The organism is Pseudomonas juntendi, assembly GCF_009932375.1.
Classification (GTDB): Bacteria; Pseudomonadota; Gammaproteobacteria; order Pseudomonadales; family Pseudomonadaceae; genus Aquipseudomonas; species Aquipseudomonas juntendi.
On record NZ_BLJG01000015.1, the window covers coordinates 1 to 16,118 of the forward strand.

Annotated in this window: 30 protein-coding genes; all 30 read left to right on the forward strand. The window is 56.5% G+C overall.

Going from position 1 to position 16,118, the window contains the following annotated elements; translation table 11 throughout:
* Window positions 1-176 precede the first annotated feature (176 nt).
* The 30 genes from rpsJ (at window position 177) to bfr (ending at window position 16,103) form a co-directional block, all read left to right on the forward strand.
* The gene (gene rpsJ, locus GYA94_RS02075; RefSeq protein ID WP_003186070.1) at window positions 177-488 is read left to right on the forward strand and encodes a 30S ribosomal protein S10; all 312 of its coding nucleotides are present in this window, start codon (window positions 177-179) and stop codon (window positions 486-488) included.
* 80 nt (window positions 489-568) lie between these two features.
* Window positions 569-1,204, forward strand: coding sequence for a 50S ribosomal protein L3 (gene rplC / locus GYA94_RS02080; RefSeq protein WP_003255486.1), 636 nt, complete (start codon window positions 569-571; stop codon window positions 1,202-1,204).
* Window positions 1,205-1,216: 12 nt separating this feature from the next.
* On the forward strand, window positions 1,217-1,819 hold the full coding sequence (gene rplD, locus GYA94_RS02085; protein WP_003255485.1) for a 50S ribosomal protein L4: 603 nt from the start codon (window positions 1,217-1,219) through the stop codon (window positions 1,817-1,819).
* On the forward strand, window positions 1,816-2,115 hold the full coding sequence (gene rplW / locus GYA94_RS02090; protein WP_003255484.1) for a 50S ribosomal protein L23: 300 nt from the start codon (window positions 1,816-1,818) through the stop codon (window positions 2,113-2,115). Before rplD ends, rplW begins: the two co-directional genes overlap by 4 nt.
* Before the next feature lie 14 nt (window positions 2,116-2,129).
* Entirely contained in the window at window positions 2,130-2,954 is an 825-nt protein-coding gene (gene rplB, locus GYA94_RS02095) for a 50S ribosomal protein L2 (RefSeq protein ID WP_003255483.1), read from the forward strand.
* Between the two features lie 16 nt (window positions 2,955-2,970).
* Window positions 2,971-3,246: a 30S ribosomal protein S19 gene (gene rpsS / locus GYA94_RS02100; protein ID WP_003255482.1), complete on the forward strand. Its 276-nt coding sequence runs from the start codon at window positions 2,971-2,973 to the stop codon at window positions 3,244-3,246.
* A gap of 11 nt (window positions 3,247-3,257) precedes the next feature.
* On the forward strand, window positions 3,258-3,590 hold the full coding sequence (gene rplV, locus GYA94_RS02105; protein ID WP_003103908.1) for a 50S ribosomal protein L22: 333 nt from the start codon (window positions 3,258-3,260) through the stop codon (window positions 3,588-3,590).
* A 13-nt stretch (window positions 3,591-3,603) separates the two neighbouring features.
* Entirely contained in the window at window positions 3,604-4,290 is a 687-nt protein-coding gene (gene rpsC / locus GYA94_RS02110; RefSeq protein WP_003255481.1) for a 30S ribosomal protein S3, read from the forward strand.
* Between the two features lie 12 nt (window positions 4,291-4,302).
* Window positions 4,303-4,716, forward strand: a complete 414-nt coding sequence (rplP, locus tag GYA94_RS02115; protein ID WP_003255479.1) for a 50S ribosomal protein L16 — start codon at window positions 4,303-4,305, stop codon at window positions 4,714-4,716.
* The gene (gene rpmC, locus GYA94_RS02120; protein ID WP_002555481.1) at window positions 4,716-4,907 is read left to right on the forward strand and encodes a 50S ribosomal protein L29; all 192 of its coding nucleotides are present in this window, start codon (window positions 4,716-4,718) and stop codon (window positions 4,905-4,907) included. Before rplP ends, rpmC begins: the two co-directional genes overlap by 1 nt.
* 2 nt (window positions 4,908-4,909) lie before the next feature.
* On the forward strand, window positions 4,910-5,176 hold the full coding sequence (gene rpsQ / locus GYA94_RS02125) for a 30S ribosomal protein S17 (protein ID WP_023534981.1): 267 nt from the start codon (window positions 4,910-4,912) through the stop codon (window positions 5,174-5,176).
* Between the two features lie 23 nt (window positions 5,177-5,199).
* Complete coding sequence (rplN, locus tag GYA94_RS02130; protein ID WP_008089810.1) at window positions 5,200-5,568, forward strand: 50S ribosomal protein L14; 369 nt, start codon at window positions 5,200-5,202, stop codon at window positions 5,566-5,568.
* 11 nt (window positions 5,569-5,579) lie between these two features.
* Window positions 5,580-5,894: a 50S ribosomal protein L24 gene (rplX, locus tag GYA94_RS02135; RefSeq protein WP_003255476.1), complete on the forward strand. Its 315-nt coding sequence runs from the start codon at window positions 5,580-5,582 to the stop codon at window positions 5,892-5,894.
* Window positions 5,895-5,914: 20 nt separating this feature from the next.
* Window positions 5,915-6,454: a 50S ribosomal protein L5 gene (rplE, locus tag GYA94_RS02140; protein WP_003255474.1), complete on the forward strand. Its 540-nt coding sequence runs from the start codon at window positions 5,915-5,917 to the stop codon at window positions 6,452-6,454.
* A 13-nt stretch (window positions 6,455-6,467) separates the two neighbouring features.
* Entirely contained in the window at window positions 6,468-6,773 is a 306-nt protein-coding gene (rpsN, locus tag GYA94_RS02145) for a 30S ribosomal protein S14 (RefSeq protein WP_009681970.1), read from the forward strand.
* A 208-nt stretch (window positions 6,774-6,981) separates the two neighbouring features.
* Entirely contained in the window at window positions 6,982-7,374 is a 393-nt protein-coding gene (gene rpsH, locus GYA94_RS02150) for a 30S ribosomal protein S8 (RefSeq protein WP_009681971.1), read from the forward strand.
* Window positions 7,375-7,386: 12 nt separating this feature from the next.
* Complete coding sequence (rplF, locus tag GYA94_RS02155; RefSeq protein WP_009681972.1) at window positions 7,387-7,920, forward strand: 50S ribosomal protein L6; 534 nt, start codon at window positions 7,387-7,389, stop codon at window positions 7,918-7,920.
* Window positions 7,921-7,930: 10 nt separating this feature from the next.
* A complete protein-coding gene (rplR, locus tag GYA94_RS02160; protein WP_009681973.1) occupies window positions 7,931-8,281 on the forward strand; it encodes a 50S ribosomal protein L18 in 351 nt (116 codons plus the stop codon).
* A 3-nt stretch (window positions 8,282-8,284) separates the two neighbouring features.
* Window positions 8,285-8,785 carry a 30S ribosomal protein S5 gene (gene rpsE / locus GYA94_RS02165; RefSeq protein ID WP_003255465.1) on the forward strand — a complete coding sequence of 167 codons (501 nt, stop codon included), beginning with the start codon at window positions 8,285-8,287 and terminating at the stop codon, window positions 8,783-8,785.
* A 2-nt stretch (window positions 8,786-8,787) separates the two neighbouring features.
* The gene (gene rpmD, locus GYA94_RS02170; RefSeq protein ID WP_003255463.1) at window positions 8,788-8,964 is read left to right on the forward strand and encodes a 50S ribosomal protein L30; all 177 of its coding nucleotides are present in this window, start codon (window positions 8,788-8,790) and stop codon (window positions 8,962-8,964) included.
* A gap of 3 nt (window positions 8,965-8,967) precedes the next feature.
* A complete protein-coding gene (rplO, locus tag GYA94_RS02175; protein WP_003255461.1) occupies window positions 8,968-9,402 on the forward strand; it encodes a 50S ribosomal protein L15 in 435 nt (144 codons plus the stop codon).
* Window positions 9,403-10,734: a preprotein translocase subunit SecY gene (gene secY, locus GYA94_RS02180; RefSeq protein ID WP_003257108.1), complete on the forward strand. Its 1,332-nt coding sequence runs from the start codon at window positions 9,403-9,405 to the stop codon at window positions 10,732-10,734.
* A 28-nt stretch (window positions 10,735-10,762) separates the two neighbouring features.
* Window positions 10,763-10,879: a 50S ribosomal protein L36 gene (gene rpmJ, locus GYA94_RS02185; protein WP_002555468.1), complete on the forward strand. Its 117-nt coding sequence runs from the start codon at window positions 10,763-10,765 to the stop codon at window positions 10,877-10,879.
* Window positions 10,880-11,010: 131 nt separating this feature from the next.
* A complete protein-coding gene (rpsM, locus tag GYA94_RS02190) occupies window positions 11,011-11,367 on the forward strand; it encodes a 30S ribosomal protein S13 (RefSeq protein WP_009681976.1) in 357 nt (118 codons plus the stop codon).
* 18 nt (window positions 11,368-11,385) lie between these two features.
* Entirely contained in the window at window positions 11,386-11,775 is a 390-nt protein-coding gene (gene rpsK / locus GYA94_RS02195) for a 30S ribosomal protein S11 (protein ID WP_003255454.1), read from the forward strand.
* 15 nt (window positions 11,776-11,790) lie between these two features.
* Window positions 11,791-12,411 (forward strand): 30S ribosomal protein S4, encoded by a 621-nt coding sequence (gene rpsD / locus GYA94_RS02200; protein ID WP_009681977.1) that lies wholly within the window; start codon window positions 11,791-11,793, stop codon window positions 12,409-12,411.
* A 22-nt stretch (window positions 12,412-12,433) separates the two neighbouring features.
* A complete protein-coding gene (locus GYA94_RS02205) occupies window positions 12,434-13,435 on the forward strand; it encodes a DNA-directed RNA polymerase subunit alpha (RefSeq protein WP_003255452.1) in 1,002 nt (333 codons plus the stop codon).
* A gap of 42 nt (window positions 13,436-13,477) precedes the next feature.
* Window positions 13,478-13,864: a 50S ribosomal protein L17 gene (gene rplQ, locus GYA94_RS02210; protein WP_003255451.1), complete on the forward strand. Its 387-nt coding sequence runs from the start codon at window positions 13,478-13,480 to the stop codon at window positions 13,862-13,864.
* A 172-nt stretch (window positions 13,865-14,036) separates the two neighbouring features.
* Entirely contained in the window at window positions 14,037-15,476 is a 1,440-nt protein-coding gene (locus GYA94_RS02215; protein ID WP_161891710.1) for a catalase, read from the forward strand.
* Window positions 15,477-15,638: 162 nt separating this feature from the next.
* Entirely contained in the window at window positions 15,639-16,103 is a 465-nt protein-coding gene (bfr, locus tag GYA94_RS02220; RefSeq protein WP_009681979.1) for a bacterioferritin, read from the forward strand.
* Window positions 16,104-16,118 lie beyond the last annotated feature (15 nt).

Below are 16,118 nucleotides of genomic sequence, written 5' to 3' on the forward strand. Positions count from 1 at the left end.
TCGGCGCCGGCGTCGTAGCCAAAATCATCGAGTAATCTCTCGACCGATTGAAAAAACCCCCGCTCAGCGGGGGTTTTTTTTATTGGGTTGACACTAAATGGGGGCGTCTATAGAATCACGCCTCCTTTTAGCGGGCGTAGTGCGTCCGTTGGGAACAGCCTGGAGTCTGAAATCCAATGCAAAATCAGCAAATCCGTATCAGGTTGAAGGCTTTCGACCATCGCCTGATCGACCAATCCACCCAGGAAATCGTGGAAACCGCGAAACGTACTGGTGCACAAGTGCGTGGTCCAATTCCACTGCCTACCCGCAAAGAGCGTTTCACCGTTCTGGTTTCCCCGCACGTCAACAAAGACGCGCGTGACCAGTACGAGATCCGCACTCATAAGCGTGTTCTGGACATCGTCCAGCCAACGGATAAAACCGTTGATGCGCTGATGAAGCTTGATCTGGCGGCAGGTGTGGAAGTACAGATCAGCCTCGGCTAAGACTTCGGTCTAGTCGTGTAACGCTCTGAAATGGGCGGCCATAGCGGGTGAAAGCCCCGTACACTCATGAGGTTTACAACATGACTATTGGTGTAATCGGTCGCAAGTGCGGTATGACCCGCATTTTCACCGAAGAAGGTGTCTCCATTCCGGTCACGGTCATTGAGATCGAGCCGAATCGCGTCACCCAGTTCAAAACTGAAGAAACCGATGGCTACCGTGCAGTGCAAGTCACTGTCGGCGAGCGTCGTGCTTCGCGTGTGACTGCCGCTCAGGCAGGCCACTTCGCCAAGGCCAACGTTGCCGCTGGTCGCGGTGTTTGGGAGTTCCGTCTTGAAGAAGGCGATTTCCAGGCTGGCGATCTGATCAAAGCTGAACTCTTCACTGCAGGCCAGCTGGTTGACGTTACTGGTCAGTCCAAAGGTAAAGGCTTTGCCGGTACCATCAAGCGCTGGAACTTCCGTGGTCAGGACAACACCCACGGTAACTCCGTGTCGCACCGTGTTCCTGGTTCCATCGGCCAGTGCCAGACTCCTGGTCGTGTGTTCAAGGGCAAGAAAATGTCCGGTCACATGGGCGCCGAGCGCGTGACTGTTCAGTCCCTGGAAGTAGTTCGCGTAGACGCTGAACGCAACCTGCTGCTGATCAAAGGTGCCGTACCTGGCGCTACTGGTGGCGACGTGGTTGTACGTCCAGCTGTCAAGGCTCGCGGTTAAGGGGAAACTGACATGCAACTTAATGTAAATGACGCTCAGGCGATCGAAGTTTCCGAACTGACTTTCGGTGGCGAATTCAACGAGACGCTGGTTCACCAAGCAGTCGTGGCCTACATGGCTGGCGGCCGTCAGGGTACCAAGCAGCAGAAGACCCGTTCCGACGTGGCTGGTGGCGGTAAGCGCCCATGGCGTCAGAAGGGTACTGGCCGTGCTCGTGCTGGTACCACTCGTGGTCCGATCTGGCGTGGCGGTGGTGTAACCTTCGCAGCTCGCCCTCAAGATCACTCGCAGAAGCTCAACAAGAAGATGTACCGCGCAGCACTGCGCTCCATCCTCGCTGAGCTGGTGCGTAGCGACCGTCTGGTCGTGGTTCAGGACTTCGCTGTTGAAGCGCCAAAAACCAAAGATCTGCTGAACAAGCTGAACGGCATGGGTCTGAGCGATGTTTTGATCGTTTCCGACGCTGTTGATCAGAACCTGTACCTGGCTGCTCGTAACCTGCCGCACGTCGATGTACGTGACGTACAAGGTTCCGACCCGGTCAGTCTGATCGCATACGAGAAAGTGTTGATCACTGTCTCGGCCGTGAAGAAATTCGAGGAGCTGCTGGGATGAACCAGGAACGCGTATTCAAAGTCCTCCTTGGCCCGCACGTTTCCGAGAAGGCTACCGTTCTGGCTGAGAAAAAAGGCCAGTTCGTATTCAAGGTTGCTACCGATGCAACCAAGCTGGAAATCAAGAAAGCTGTCGAAGGCCTGTTCAACGTAAAAGTTGAAAACGTGTCGACTGTTAACGTTCTGGGTAAAACCAAGCGTACCGCACGTGGTCTGGGCAAGCGTAATGACTGGAAGAAGGCGATCGTCTCCCTTCAGCCAGGCCAAGATCTCGATTTCAGCAGCAGTGCTGAGTAAGGAAGGGGTGCATCATGGCAATCGTTAAATGCAAACCGACTTCCCCTGGCCGCCGTTTCGTGGTCAAGGTGGTCAACAAGGAGCTGCACAAAGGCGCTCCTCACGCACCGCTGATCGAGAAAAAATCGAAGTCTGGTGGTCGTAACAACAATGGCCGCATTACCACTCGTCACGTTGGTGGTGGTCATAAGCAGCATTACCGTCTGGTTGACTTCCGTCGCAACGACAAAGATGGCATCCCAGCCACTGTCGAGCGTATCGAATACGACCCGAACCGTACTGCTCACATCGCCCTGCTGTGCTACGCAGACGGTGAGCGTCGCTACATCATCGCCCCTAAAGGCGTGAGCGCTGGCGACCAGCTGATCGCAGGTGCACTGGCCCCAATCAAGGCCGGTAACTCCCTGCAGCTGCGCAACATTCCAGTAGGTAGCACCATCCACGGCATCGAACTGAAGCCGGGTAAAGGTGCACAGATCGCTCGTTCCGCTGGTGCTTCGGCTCAGCTGATCGCTCGCGAAGGTGTCTACGTGACCCTGCGTCTGCGCTCTGGTGAAATGCGTAAAGTCCTGGCTGAGTGCCGTGCGACCCTGGGCGAAGTCTCGAACTCCGAGCACAGCCTGCGTTCGCTGGGTAAAGCTGGTGCCAAACGCTGGCGCGGCGTTCGCCCAACCGTTCGTGGTGTTGCCATGAACCCGGTTGACCACCCACACGGTGGTGGTGAAGGTCGTACCTCCGGTGGTCGTCATCCGGTATCGCCATGGGGCTTCCCAACCAAGGGTGCTAAAACCCGTGGTAATAAGCGTACCGACAACATGATCGTCCGTCGTCGCAAGTAACTAGAGGGATACGACAGTGCCACGTTCTCTGAAAAAAGGTCCTTTTATCGATCTTCACCTGCTGAAGAAGGTCGAAGTGGCGGTGGAGAAGAATGATCGCAAGCCAGTTAAAACCTGGTCGCGTCGTTCGATGATCCTGCCACAAATGGTCGGTCTGACCATCGCGGTACACAACGGTCGTCAACATGTCCCAGTTCTGGTGAACGAAGACATGGTCGGCCACAAACTGGGCGAGTTCGCCGGTACCCGCACCTATCGCGGGCACGTGGCTGACAAGAAAGCCAAGCGTTAAGGGGTAAGGAAATGGAAGTAGCCGCTAAGTTGTCGGGCGCTCGAATCTCCGCCCAGAAAGCCCGCTTGGTCGCCGACCAGATCCGCGGGAAGAAGGTGGGCGAAGCGCTCAACCTGTTGGCCTTCAGCAGCAAAAAAGCTGCTGAAATCATGAAGAAAGTCCTCGAGTCGGCCGTAGCCAACGCCGAACACAACGAAGGCGCAGACGTTGATGACCTGAAGGTCTCCACCGTCTTCGTCAACGAAGGGCGTTCGCTGAAGCGCATCATGCCACGTGCCAAAGGCCGTGCTGATCGCATCGTCAAGCGGTCTTGCCATATCACTGTCAAGGTTGCGGACAAGTAACGGAGTCGATCAGATGGGTCAGAAAGTACATCCCACTGGCATTCGCCTGGGAATCGTCAAGGAGCACACCTCCGTCTGGTACGCAGACGGTGCTACTTACGCAGATTACCTGTTGAAGGATCTGAAAACGCGTGAGTACCTCCAAGACAAACTAAAAAGCGCGTCCGTAAGCCGTATCGATATTCATCGTCCGGCTCAAACTGCACGCATCACCATCCACACCGCTCGTCCAGGTATCGTTATCGGGAAGAAAGGTGAAGATGTCGAGAAGCTGCGTCAGGACCTGACCAAGCAGATGGGTGTGCCTGTGCACATCAACATCGAAGAGATCCGCAAGCCGGAACTCGACGCTATGCTGGTTGCGCAGAGCGTAGCTCAGCAGCTGGAGCGCCGCGTAATGTTCCGTCGCGCCATGAAGCGCGCCGTACAGAACGCCATGCGTATTGGTGCCAAGGGCATCAAGATCCAGGTGAGCGGTCGTCTCGGCGGTGCTGAGATTGCTCGTACCGAGTGGTATCGCGAAGGTCGTGTGCCACTGCACACCCTGCGTGCCGATATCGACTACAACACCTACGAAGCTCACACCACTTACGGTGTGATCGGTGTGAAGGTTTGGATCTTCAAAGGCGAAGTTATTGGTGGTCGCCAAGAAGAACTGAAACCACAAGCACCAGCGCCTCGTAAAAAAGCTGCTAAGTAAGGGGTACGCCAAATGTTGCAACCAAAGCGTACAAAATTCCGCAAGCAGATGACTGGCCACAACCGTGGTCTGGCACTGCGCGGTAGCAAAGTCAGCTTCGGCGAATTCGCCCTGAAAGCTGTTGCTCGCGGTCGCCTCACCGCTCGCCAGATCGAGTCCGCACGTCGTGCGCTGACCCGTCACGTTAAGCGTGGCGGCAAGATCTGGATCCGTGTGTTCCCGGACAAGCCGATCTCCAAGAAGCCTCTCGAGGTTCGTATGGGTAAAGGTAAGGGTTCCGTGGAGTACTGGGTTGCCCAGATCCAGCCAGGCAAAGTCCTGTACGAGATCGAGGGTGTTTCTGAAGAGCTGGCGCGCGAAGCTTTCGCCCTGGCTGCTGCAAAGCTGCCTCTCGCCACCTCCTTTGTTAAGCGGACGGTGATGTGATGAAAGCGAATGAACTTCGTGAAAAATCGGCACAGCAACTGAACGAGCAACTGCTCGGCTTGCTGCGCGACCAGTTCAATCTGCGTATGCAGAAAGCAACTGGCCAGTTGGGGCAGTCGCACCTGCTCTCGCAAGTTAAGCGTGACATCGCTCGCGTGAAAACTGTGCTCAACCAGCAGGCAGGTAAGTGATCATGGCTGAAGCTGAAAAAACCGTCCGTACGCTGACTGGCCGTGTCGTCAGCGACAAAATGGACAAGACCATCACCGTTCTGATCGAGCGTCGCGTCAAGCACCCGATCTACGGTAAATACGTTAAGCGTTCGACTAAGCTGCACGCGCACGACGAAACCAACCAGTGCAAAATCGGCGACAAGGTTTCCATTACCGAAACCCGTCCGCTGGCCAAGACCAAGTCCTGGGCACTGGTTGAAGTCCTCGAACGCGCTGTTGAAGTCTAAGGGCTAGGGGTCGGAGAAATTTTATGATTCAGACTCAATCCATGCTCGATGTGGCCGATAACAGCGGCGCTCGTCGCGTCATGTGCATCAAGGTGCTCGGCGGCTCGCACCGCCGTTACGCCGGCATCGGTGACATCATCAAAGTAACCGTCAAGGAAGCAATTCCGCGCGGTAAGGTCAAAAAAGGCCAGGTGATGACTGCTGTTGTCGTCCGTACCCGTCACGGTGTACGTCGCGCTGACGGTTCCATCATTCGTTTCGACGGCAACGCTGCTGTTCTGCTGAACACCAAGCAAGAGCCGATCGGCACTCGCATCTTCGGGCCAGTGACCCGTGAACTTCGTACTGAGAAGTTCATGAAGATCGTCTCGCTCGCCCCTGAAGTGCTGTAAGGAGATCCGACATGCAAAAGATTCGTCGTGACGACGAGATCATCGTGATCGCCGGCAAAGACAAAGGTAAGCGCGGTAAGGTGCTGAAGGTTCTGGCTGATGACCGTCTGGTTATCGGTGGCGTGAACCTGGTCAAGCGTCATACCAAGCCTAACCCGATGGCGGGCGTACAGGGCGGTATCGTCGAGAAAGAAGCGCCTCTGCACGCTTCCAACGTTGCCATCTTCAACGGTGAAACCAACAAGGCTGATCGCGTTGGCTTCAAAGTAGAAGACGGTAAAAAAATTCGTGTCTTCAAGTCGACCCAAAAAGCGGTTGATGCTTGAACACTGCTAGGTAGAAGACCATGGCACGACTGAAAGAGATTTACCGGAACGAAATCGCTCCTAAGCTTAAGGAAGAACTTAAGCTGTCGAACGTGATGGAAGTTCCGCGCGTTACCAAGATCACCCTGAACATGGGTCTGGGCGAAGCGATCGGCGACAAGAAAGTCATCGAGCACGCTGTTGCCGACCTGGAAAAGATCACCGGTCAAAAGCCGGTTGTGACTTTCGCTCGCAAGTCCATCGCTGGCTTCAAAGTCCGCGAAGGCTGGCCGATCGGCGTCAAGGTGACCCTGCGTAGCGACAAGATGTACGAATTCCTGGACCGCCTGCTGGCGATCTCCCTGCCTCGGGTCCGCGACTTCCGCGGCCTGAATGCCAAGTCCTTCGATGGCCGTGGCAACTACAGCATGGGCGTGAAAGAGCAGATCATCTTCCCGGAAATCGACTACGACAAGATCGATGCTCTGCGCGGTTTGGACATCACCCTGACCACCACTGCTCGTTCGGACGACGAAGGCCGCGCTCTGCTGCGTGCTTTCAAGTTCCCGTTCCGCAACTGATTGGAGTAGGAAAATGGCCAAGAAGAGCATGAAAAACCGCGAGCTGAAGCGTCAGCTCACGGTAGCCAAGTTCGCTAAGAAGCGTGCTGAACTGAAAGCGACCATCGTCAACGTCAACGCCTCTCCTGAAGAGCGTTTCGCTGCCGTAGTCGCTCTGCAGAAGCAGCCACGCGACGCTAGCGCTTCGCGCCTGCGCAACCGTTGCCGCCTGACCGGTCGTCCTCACGGTGTATACCGTAAGTTCGGCCTGGGCCGTAACATGCTGCGTCAAGCTGCAATGCGCGGTGACGTACCAGGTCTGGTCAAGGCCTCCTGGTAATCGCTGCAGGCAAGATCCCGGCGCAAGGAGAGCAATCTTCCGACCGCCGGTGACCTTGCCATCAAACAAGCCCCTACATGGGGCTTGTTTCGTTTCTACCTTGTGTCTAGAATGACCGGCTCACCTGAGCCTGGGGTTTTCCCCTGCCTGTTCGGGTGGTTGTGATAGCCGCAAGGCTAATAATTCTTGTATCAGGAGCATCTAGCCCATGAGTATGCAGGACCCGTTAGCGGACATGCTAACTCGCATCCGTAATGCCCAGATGGCTGAAAAGTCCGTCGTAAGCATGCCTTCCTCCACCCTGAAGGTCGCGGTTGCCAAAGTTCTGAAAGACGAAGGTTACATCGCTGGCTACCAGGTAACTGGTGAGGCCAAGCCTTCCCTGTCGATCGAACTGAAGTATTTCGAAGGCCGTCCGGTCATCGAAGAACTGAAGCGCTCCAGCCGTCCAGGCCTGCGCCAGTACAAGTCCGTCGCAGAGCTGCCGAAAGTACGTGGCGGTCTGGGCGTGTCTATCGTCTCCACCAACAAAGGTGTGATGACTGATCGCGCTGCGCGCGCTGCCGGTGTCGGCGGCGAAGTTCTGTGCACAGTGTTCTAAGGGGAGATAGGCATGTCTCGCGTCGCTAAGAACCCCGTTAAGCTGCCAGCAGGCGTCGAAGTCAAATTCGCCGGCCAGCAGCTTTCGGTGAAGGGTGCCAAAGGCACTCTCGAACTGAACGTTCACTCGTCTGTTGAAGTTACCGAAGAATCTGGCGAGCTGCGTTTCGTCGCTCGCAACGGTGACCAGCAAGCTCGCGCCATGGCCGGTACCACCCGCGCTCTGGTGAACAACATGGTCCAAGGCGTAAGCCAAGGCTTCGAGCGCAAGCTCCAGCTGGTCGGTGTTGGTTACAAGGCACAGGCTAAAGGCACCGTCCTGAACCTGGCTCTGGGCTTCTCGCACCCAGTGGACTACGAACTGCCAGCCGGTATCACCGCTGAAACCCCAAGCCAGACCGACATCCTGATCAAGGGTATCGACAAGCAGCTGGTGGGTCAGGTGGCCGCTGAAATCCGCGACTTCCGTCCGCCAGAGCCTTACAAAGGTAAAGGTGTGCGTTACGCGGACGAAGTAGTCCGTCGTAAAGAAGCCAAGAAGAAGTAGGGCCTAGTAAATGACCGACAAAAAAGTTATTCGACTGCGTCGCGCTCGCAAAGCACGTCTCAAGATGCACGAACTCGAAGTCGTGCGCCTGTGCGTGTTCCGCTCCTCGCAGCACATCTACGCCCAGGTCATTTCGGCCGACGGCAGCAAGGTTCTGGCAAGCGCCTCGACCTTGGACAAAGAACTGCGTGATGGCGCCACTGGCAACATCGACGCGGCCACTAAGGTTGGCAAGCTGGTAGCTGAGCGTGCGAAAGCCGCCGGTGTATCTCAAGTTGCCTTTGACCGTTCCGGCTTCAAGTACCATGGCCGCGTCAAAGCGCTGGCTGATGCTGCTCGTGAAGGCGGGCTGGAGTTCTAAGTTATGGCAAATAACGATCAAAAGCGCGACGAAGGCTACATCGAGAAGCTGGTTCAAGTTAACCGCGTTGCCAAAACCGTAAAAGGCGGCCGTATCTTCACCTTCACCGCGCTGACCGTGGTAGGTGATGGTAAAGGTCGTGTCGGCTTCGGCCGTGGCAAATCGCGCGAAGTACCAGCCGCGATCCAGAAAGCCATGGAAGCTGCCCGTCGCAACATGATCCAGGTTGACCTGAAGGGCACTACCCTGCAGTACGCCACCAAGGCTGCCCACGGCGCCTCGAAGGTTTACATGCAGCCTGCTTCGGAAGGTACCGGTATCATCGCCGGTGGCGCAATGCGTGCTGTCCTGGAAGTTGCTGGTGTTCAGAACGTTCTGGCCAAGTGCTACGGTTCGACCAACCCAGTGAACGTGGTTTACGCCACCTTCAAGGGTCTGAAAGCCATGCAATCTCCTGAATCCATTGCTGCCAAGCGCGGCAAGAGCGTCGAGGAGATCTTCTGATCATGGCAACCGTAAAAGTAACGCTGATCAAGAGCGTCTCGGGCCGTCTGCCTAACCACAAACTGTGTGTTAAAGGCCTGGGTCTGCGTCGCATCGGTCACACTGTAGAAGTCCAGGATACTCCCGAGAACCGCGGGATGATCAACAAGGCTTACTACATGCTGAAGGTCGAGGGCTAATCGATGAAACTCAATGATCTGAGTCCAGCGCCGGGTTCCCGTCGCGAGAAGCATCGTCCAGGTCGTGGTATCGGTAGCGGTCTGGGTAAGACCGGCGGCCGTGGCCACAAAGGTCAGACTTCCCGTTCGGGTGGTTCGATCGCTCCTGGCTTCGAAGGCGGTCAACAGCCGCTGCACCGTCGTCTGCCGAAGTTCGGCTTCGTTTCCCTGAAAGCCATGGACCGCGCTGAAGTGCGTCTGTCCGAGCTGGCCAAGGTGGAAGGCGACGTGATCTCCGTGCAATCCCTGAAGGATGCCAACGTGATCAACCAGCACATTCAGCGTGTGAAAATCATGCTGTCTGGCGAAGTTACTCGCGCAGTCACCATCAAGGGTATCGCAGCCACCAAGGGTGCGCGTGCGGCTATCGAAGCAGCTGGCGGCAAATTCGAGGAATAAATGGCTAAGCAAGGTGCTCTCTCTTCGCTCGGTAAGGGCGGGATGTCGGAACTCTGGGCTCGTCTGCGCTTTCTGTTCATGGCGATCATCGTCTATCGGATAGGCGCACATATCCCGGTGCCTGGCATCAATCCGGACCGTCTGGCGGATCTGTTTCGGCAGAATGAGGGGACCATTCTTAGCTTGTTCAACATGTTTTCCGGTGGCGCGCTCGAGCGCATGAGCATCTTTGCACTGGGGATCATGCCGTACATCTCGGCATCGATCATCATGCAGCTGATGACTGCGGTCAGCCCGCAACTGGAGCAGTTGAAGAAGGAAGGTGAAGCTGGCCGTCGCAAGATCAGCCAGTACACCCGCTACGGCACCGTTATCCTGGCACTGGTTCAAGCCATTGGCATGTCCATTGGCCTGGCCAACCAGGGCGTGGCGTTTTCTGTAGGCCTGGGCTTCCATGTCGTCGCCGTCTCCACCTTCGTGGCGGGCGCGATGTTCATGATGTGGCTGGGCGAGCAGATCACCGAGCGCGGTGTGGGCAACGGTATCTCGATGTTGATCTTCGCGGGTATCGTTGCCGGTCTTCCGAGAGCAATCGGGCAGTCTTTCGAGTCTGCACGCACAGGCGATATCAACATTTTCGCCCTGGTCGCAATCGGTTTGCTGGCAGTAGCGATTATCGGTTTCGTGGTGTTCATTGAGCGTGGTCAGCGTCGTATCGCCGTTCACTACGCCAAGCGTCAGCAGGGCCGCAAGGTCTTCGCTGCGCAGACCAGCCACTTGCCGTTGAAGGTGAACATGGCGGGGGTTATCCCGGCCATTTTCGCGAGCAGCATTTTGCTGTTCCCGGCTTCGCTGGGTGCCTGGTTCGGTCAGTCCGAAGGTATGGGCTGGCTGCAGGACATCTCGCAGTCGATCGCTCCTGGTCAGCCGTTGAACATTCTGCTGTTTAGTGCAGGGATCATTTTCTTCTGCTTCTTCTACACAGCGTTGATGTTCAACCCGAAAGACGTAGCGGAAAACCTGAAGAAGTCCGGTGCCTTTATTCCGGGTATCCGTCCTGGTGAGCAGTCGGCGCGCTACATTGATGGCGTACTGACCCGTTTGACCATGTTCGGTGCTCTTTACATGATGGCCGTCTGCCTTCTGCCCCAGTTCCTGGTGGTGGCAGCAAATGTGCCGTTCTACCTTGGCGGGACCTCGTTGCTGATTGTGGTAGTGGTTGTGATGGACTTCATGTCCCAAGTACAATCGCACCTCGTTTCGCACCAGTACGAATCCCTGATGAAGAAAGCCAACCTGAAAGGCTACGGTGGCAGCGGCCTGCTGCGCTGATACGCCCCTAAGGTTCGAGGAGTCGGTAATGAAAGTTCGTGCATCGGTGAAAAAGCTGTGCCGTAACTGCAAGATCATCCGTCGCGAAGGCGTCGTACGAGTGATCTGCAGCGCGGAACCGCGTCACAAACAGCGCCAAGGCTGAGTGTGATCTGCGCTTCAAACCCAGCAGCTAGTGTGCTGCTGGGTTGATTATTCGTTTCTACAGCGATATTATCTCGCGCCCTATTTCTTGGCTTCCGGGGCGTAGGTAGCTGTCAATTGGAGTCCCACTGAATGGCCCGTATTGCAGGCGTCAACATTCCAGATAACAAGCATACTGTTATCTCGCTGACCTACATCTATGGTGTCGGTCGCACAACTGCACAGAAGATCTGTGTAGACGCTGGTGTAAACCCAGCCGCAAAGATCAAGGATCTGAGCGACGAGCAAATCGAAACCCTGCGTGGCGAAGTCGCGAAGTTCACCACTGAAGGTGACCTGCGTCGTGACGTCAACATGAAGATCAAGCGCTTGATGGACCTGGGTTGCTACCGCGGCCTGCGTCATCGTAAAGGTCTGCCGGTTCGCGGTCAGCGCACCAAGACCAACGCACGCACCCGTAAGGGCCCGCGTAAGCCGATCCGCAAGTAATCGCCCAGGAATATAGACATGGCAAAACCTGCTGCTCGTCCTCGTAAAAAAGTTAAAAAGACAGTGGTTGATGGCATCGCCCACATCCATGCATCTTTCAACAACACCATCGTGACCATCACCGACCGTCAGGGCAATGCTTTGTCCTGGGCGACCTCCGGTGGTTCGGGTTTCCGTGGTTCGCGCAAATCCACCCCGTTCGCAGCTCAGATTGCTGCTGAGCGTGCTGGTCAAGCTGCGCTGGAATACGGTCTGAAAAACCTCGACGTAAACGTCAAGGGTCCAGGTCCAGGTCGTGAGTCCGCCGTTCGTGCATTGAACAGCTGCGGCTACAAGATCGCCAGCATCACCGACGTGACGCCTATCCCGCACAACGGGTGCCGTCCGCCGAAGAAGCGTCGCGTGTAATCAGGAGACAGAAGAATGGCACGTTACATTGGTCCAAAATGCAAACTGTCTCGTCGTGAAGGCACTGACCTGTTCCTGAAGAGCGGCGTTCGCGCTCTGGAATCGAAGTGCAACATCGAAGCAGCCCCAGGTATCCACGGCCAGCGCCGTGGCCGTCAGTCCGACTACGGCACCCAGCTGCGTGAGAAACAAAAAGTTCGTCGTATCTACGGTGTTCTGGAGCGTCAGTTCCGCGGTTACTACCAAGCTGCTGCCTCGAAAAAAGGCGCAACCGGTGAGAACCTGCTGCAACTGCTCGAGTGCCGTCTGGATAACGTCGTTTACCGTATGGGCTTCGGCTCGACTCGTTCCGAGTCCCGTCAGCTGGTTTCGCACAAAGCGATCAGCGTCAACGGTAAAACTGTAAACATTCCATCCTACCAAGTTCGTCCGGGTGACGTGGTCGCGGTTCGCGAGAAGTCGCTGAGCCAGCTGCGCATTGTTCAAGCCCTTGAACTCTGCGCCCAGCGTGGCCGCGTTGAGTGGGTTGACGTGGATGCTGCCAAAAAGTCGGGCGTTTTCAAGAACGTTCCTGCTCGCAGCGACCTGTCTGCCGACATCAACGAGAACCTGATTGTCGAGCTCTACTCCAAGTAAGGGCTAGAAAATAGGTGCATCCATGCAGATTTCGGTAAATGAGTTCCTGACTCCCCGCCATATTGATGTGCAGGTAGTCAGTCCGACCCGCGCCAAGATTACGCTCGAGCCTCTCGAGCGTGGTTTCGGCCATACCCTGGGCAACGCGCTGCGCCGCATCCTGTTGTCCTCCATGCCTGGCTGTGCAGTAGTCGAGGCCGAGATCGATGGCGTACTCCATGAGTACTCCGCGATCGAAGGTGTTCAGGAAGACGTCATTGAAATCCTGTTGAACCTGAAAGGCCTGGCTATCAAACTGCACGGTCGTGACGAAGTTACGCTGACCTTGTCGAAAAAGGGTTCGGGGGTGGTTACCGCTGCCGATATTCAGCTGGATCACGATGTCGAGATCGTCAACCCCGATCACGTAATCGCGAACCTGGCGTCGAACGGCGCCCTGAACATGAAGCTCACTGTAGCTCGTGGTCGTGGTTACGAGCCGGCCGACTCCCGTCAAACCGACGAAGACGAAAGCCGTAGCATTGGCCGTCTGCAGTTGGACGCTTCGTTCAGCCCGGTGCGTCGTATCGCCTATGTGGTCGAGAACGCCCGTGTTGAACAGCGTACCAACCTGGACAAACTGGTCATTGATCTGGAAACCAACGGCACCCTGGACCCTGAAGAGGCTATCCGCCGCGCTGCGACCATCCTGCAACAGCAGCTGGCCGCGTTCGTCGACCTCAAAGGTGACAGCGAGCCTGTCGTAGTCGAGCAGGAAGACGAGATCGATCCGATCCTGCTGCGTCCGGTTGACGACCTGGAACTGACTGTACGTTCGGCCAACTGCCTGAAGGCGGAGAACATCTACTACATCGGCGACCTGATTCAGCGTACCGAAGTAGAGCTGTTGAAAACTCCTAACCTCGGCAAGAAGTCCCTGACTGAAATCAAGGACGTCCTGGCCTCTCGTGGTCTGTCTCTCGGCATGCGCCTCGACAACTGGCCGCCTGCAAGTCTTAAGAAAGACGACAAGGCGACCGCCTGATCGTCGTAATCACCGAACGTAGTGTTTGGTAAGGAATGAATCATGCGTCATCGTAAAAGTGGACGTCACCTGAGCCGTACCAGCTCTCACCGCAAGGCTATGTTCCAGAACATGGCAGTGTCGTTGATCGAGCACGAGCTGATCAAAACCACCCTGCCGAAAGCCAAGGAACTGCGCCGCGTTGCCGAGCCGCTGATCACCCTGGCCAAGGAAGACAGCGTTGCTAACCGTCGTCTGGCCTTCGACCGTACCCGTTCGAAGTCCGCTGTTGGCAAACTGTTCAACGACCTGGGCAAGCGTTACGCCACCCGTCAGGGCGGCTACCTGCGCATCCTGAAGTGCGGTTTCCGCGCTGGCGACAACGCGCCTATGGCGTACGTCGAGCTGGTTGATCGTCCTGTCGGCGGTGCTGTAGAAGCTGCTGAGTAAGACGTTCTGTCTGCTACAAAGAACCGGGCCTAGTGCCCGGTTTTTTGTGTGTGCAACTATTGTTTATTTCTATTGATGCAAGTCATCTAATGAATTTGTTCTCCTAGTCCGGCTCATCGATACTCTCCCCATAGCCGATCAGCCGGCGTTCGAAGACCGATAAGGAGAGCCCATGAGCAAGACTCTTACCACCGCCAGCGGTGCACCAGTAGCCGACAACCAGAACTCCCGCTCCGCCGGCCCACGTGGCCCATTGTTGCTCGACGACTTCCACCTCATCGAGAAGCTCGCCCATTTCAATCGCGAGAACATTCCGGAGCGCCGCGTACACGCCAAGGGTTCGGGTGCGTACGGCACCTTCACCGTCACCCGCGATATAACGGCCTACACCAGCGCCAAGCTTTTCGGCGAAATCGGCAAGCAAACCGAAACCTTCCTGCGTTTTTCCACCGTTGGTGGCGAGCGTGGTTCAGCCGATACCGAGCGTGACCCGCGCGGCTTCGCTGTAAAGTTTTACACCGAAGAAGGCAACTGGGACATTGTGGGCAACAACACCCCCGTGTTCTTCATTCGCGACCCGTTGAAGTTCCCGGACTTTATCCACACCCAGAAGCGCCACCCACAGACCAACCTCAAGAACGCCCAGATGATGTGGGACTTCTGGTCGCATTCGCCTGAAGCGCTGCATCAGGTGACCATTCTGTTCTCGGATAGAGGCATCCCGGATGGCTATCGCCACATGCACGGCTTTGGCAGCCACACCTACAGCCTGATCAACCAGAAAGGCGAGCGCACCTGGGTGAAGTGGCACTTCAAGACCCTCCAAGGCATCAAGAACCTCGCCCCCGCAGAAGCGGCGCGCCTGGCCGGTACCGATCCGGACTATGCTCAGCGCGACTTGTTTGAAGCCATCGAACGTGGTGACTACCCACGTTGGACCGTGTGCATGCAGGTCATGAGCGAAGCGGAGGCGGCGAGCCGTGAGGAAAACCCGTTCGACGTCACCAAAACCTGGTCGCAGAAGGACTACCCGCTGATCGAGGTGGGGGTGCTGGAGCTTAACCGGAACCCGCTCAACTATTTCGCTGAAGTCGAGCAAGCAGCGTTTGGGCCTAGCAACATGGTGCCTGGCGTTGGTCTGTCACCCGACCGCATGCTGCAGGGCCGCGTATTCGCCTACGCTGACGCCCACCGCTACCGTGTCGGTACCAACCACCAGCAACTGCCGGTGAATGCACCGCGCTGCGCTGTGAACAGCTACCAGCGCGACGGCTCCATGGCGACCGGCAGTTATGGTGCGGCGCCGAATTACGAGCCTAACAGCTACGCCGACGCACCCAAGCAGTCACCGCGTCACGCTGAACCTGCACTGGCGCTCACTGGTGCAGCCGACCGCCATGATCACCGTGAGGACAACGACTACTACAGCCACGCCGGCGCGCTGTTCCGCTTGATGAGCAACGAGCAGAAGGCGCTGCTGATCAGCAACATCGCCGGGGCGATGGCAGGGGTCAGTGACGATGTCATCCAGCGCCAGTTGCAGTATTTCTTCATGGCTGACCCGGCCTATGGCGAAGGTATCGCCAAGGCGTTGGGCGTGAATCTCGCTTAACTCGAAGTGATAAGAAGAACCGCCCTCATTTGGGCGGTTTTTCAATGAATATCACTACTGTTTAGCCGATTTTTTGCCCGGATTGCGCCTTTTTCAGTGACCTTCGGCAAAAGCTGGTTCACACTATGCGGCATAGAAGCTTCCACATGGAGAAACAGGGCGATGCAAGGCCATCCGGACGTAATCAACTACCTCGTCACGCTGCTGAAGGGCGAACTGGCGGCACGCGACCAGTACTTCATTCATTCGCGCATGTACGAAGACTGGGGCCTGTCCAAACTCTACGAGCGTATCAACCACGAGATGGAAGAAGAGGCGCAACACGCTGATGCGCTGATGCGTCGTATCCTCATGCTGGAAGGTACGCCTGACATGCGCGCAGACGACCTGGAAGTCGGCAGCACCGTGCCGGAAATGATCGAAGCCGACCTCAAGCTTGAATACAAAGTGCGCGCTGCGTTGTGCAAAGGCATCGAGTTGTGCGAATTGCACAAGGACTATGTCAGCCGCGACATTCTGCGTGCGCAGTTGGCCGACACTGAAGAAGATCATACCTACTGGCTGGAAAAGCAGCAGGGGCTGATCAAGGCCATTGGCCTGGAGAACTACCTGCAATCGCAGATGTAAGAGCCGGGGGCTGCT

Excerpts from the sequence above, each read along its gene's own strand:
- rpsJ (WP_003186070.1), top strand. The coding sequence starts at position 177 with ATGCAAAATCAGCAAATCCGTATCAGGTTGAAGGCTTTCGACCATCGC.
- rplC (WP_003255486.1), top strand. The coding sequence starts at position 569 with ATGACTATTGGTGTAATCGGTCGCAAGTGCGGTATGACCCGCATTTTC.
- rplD (WP_003255485.1), top strand. The coding sequence starts at position 1,217 with ATGCAACTTAATGTAAATGACGCTCAGGCGATCGAAGTTTCCGAACTG.
- rplW (WP_003255484.1), top strand. The coding sequence starts at position 1,816 with ATGAACCAGGAACGCGTATTCAAAGTCCTCCTTGGCCCGCACGTTTCC.
- rplB (WP_003255483.1), top strand. The coding sequence starts at position 2,130 with ATGGCAATCGTTAAATGCAAACCGACTTCCCCTGGCCGCCGTTTCGTG.
- rplV (WP_003103908.1), top strand. The coding sequence starts at position 3,258 with ATGGAAGTAGCCGCTAAGTTGTCGGGCGCTCGAATCTCCGCCCAGAAA.
- rpsC (WP_003255481.1), top strand. The coding sequence starts at position 3,604 with ATGGGTCAGAAAGTACATCCCACTGGCATTCGCCTGGGAATCGTCAAG.
- rplP (WP_003255479.1), top strand. The coding sequence starts at position 4,303 with ATGTTGCAACCAAAGCGTACAAAATTCCGCAAGCAGATGACTGGCCAC.
- rpmC (WP_002555481.1), top strand. The coding sequence starts at position 4,716 with ATGAAAGCGAATGAACTTCGTGAAAAATCGGCACAGCAACTGAACGAG.
- rpsQ (WP_023534981.1), top strand. The coding sequence starts at position 4,910 with ATGGCTGAAGCTGAAAAAACCGTCCGTACGCTGACTGGCCGTGTCGTC.
- rplN (WP_008089810.1), top strand. The coding sequence starts at position 5,200 with ATGATTCAGACTCAATCCATGCTCGATGTGGCCGATAACAGCGGCGCT.
- rplX (WP_003255476.1), top strand. The coding sequence starts at position 5,580 with ATGCAAAAGATTCGTCGTGACGACGAGATCATCGTGATCGCCGGCAAA.
- rplE (WP_003255474.1), top strand. The coding sequence starts at position 5,915 with ATGGCACGACTGAAAGAGATTTACCGGAACGAAATCGCTCCTAAGCTT.
- rpsN (WP_009681970.1), top strand. The coding sequence starts at position 6,468 with ATGGCCAAGAAGAGCATGAAAAACCGCGAGCTGAAGCGTCAGCTCACG.
- rpsH (WP_009681971.1), top strand. The coding sequence starts at position 6,982 with ATGAGTATGCAGGACCCGTTAGCGGACATGCTAACTCGCATCCGTAAT.
- rplF (WP_009681972.1), top strand. The coding sequence starts at position 7,387 with ATGTCTCGCGTCGCTAAGAACCCCGTTAAGCTGCCAGCAGGCGTCGAA.
- rplR (WP_009681973.1), top strand. The coding sequence starts at position 7,931 with ATGACCGACAAAAAAGTTATTCGACTGCGTCGCGCTCGCAAAGCACGT.
- rpsE (WP_003255465.1), top strand. The coding sequence starts at position 8,285 with ATGGCAAATAACGATCAAAAGCGCGACGAAGGCTACATCGAGAAGCTG.
- rpmD (WP_003255463.1), top strand. The coding sequence starts at position 8,788 with ATGGCAACCGTAAAAGTAACGCTGATCAAGAGCGTCTCGGGCCGTCTG.
- rplO (WP_003255461.1), top strand. The coding sequence starts at position 8,968 with ATGAAACTCAATGATCTGAGTCCAGCGCCGGGTTCCCGTCGCGAGAAG.
- secY (WP_003257108.1), top strand. The coding sequence starts at position 9,403 with ATGGCTAAGCAAGGTGCTCTCTCTTCGCTCGGTAAGGGCGGGATGTCG.
- rpmJ (WP_002555468.1), top strand. The coding sequence starts at position 10,763 with ATGAAAGTTCGTGCATCGGTGAAAAAGCTGTGCCGTAACTGCAAGATC.
- rpsM (WP_009681976.1), top strand. The coding sequence starts at position 11,011 with ATGGCCCGTATTGCAGGCGTCAACATTCCAGATAACAAGCATACTGTT.
- rpsK (WP_003255454.1), top strand. The coding sequence starts at position 11,386 with ATGGCAAAACCTGCTGCTCGTCCTCGTAAAAAAGTTAAAAAGACAGTG.
- rpsD (WP_009681977.1), top strand. The coding sequence starts at position 11,791 with ATGGCACGTTACATTGGTCCAAAATGCAAACTGTCTCGTCGTGAAGGC.
- GYA94_RS02205 (WP_003255452.1), top strand. The coding sequence starts at position 12,434 with ATGCAGATTTCGGTAAATGAGTTCCTGACTCCCCGCCATATTGATGTG.
- rplQ (WP_003255451.1), top strand. The coding sequence starts at position 13,478 with ATGCGTCATCGTAAAAGTGGACGTCACCTGAGCCGTACCAGCTCTCAC.
- GYA94_RS02215 (WP_161891710.1), top strand. The coding sequence starts at position 14,037 with ATGAGCAAGACTCTTACCACCGCCAGCGGTGCACCAGTAGCCGACAAC.
- bfr (WP_009681979.1), top strand. The coding sequence starts at position 15,639 with ATGCAAGGCCATCCGGACGTAATCAACTACCTCGTCACGCTGCTGAAG.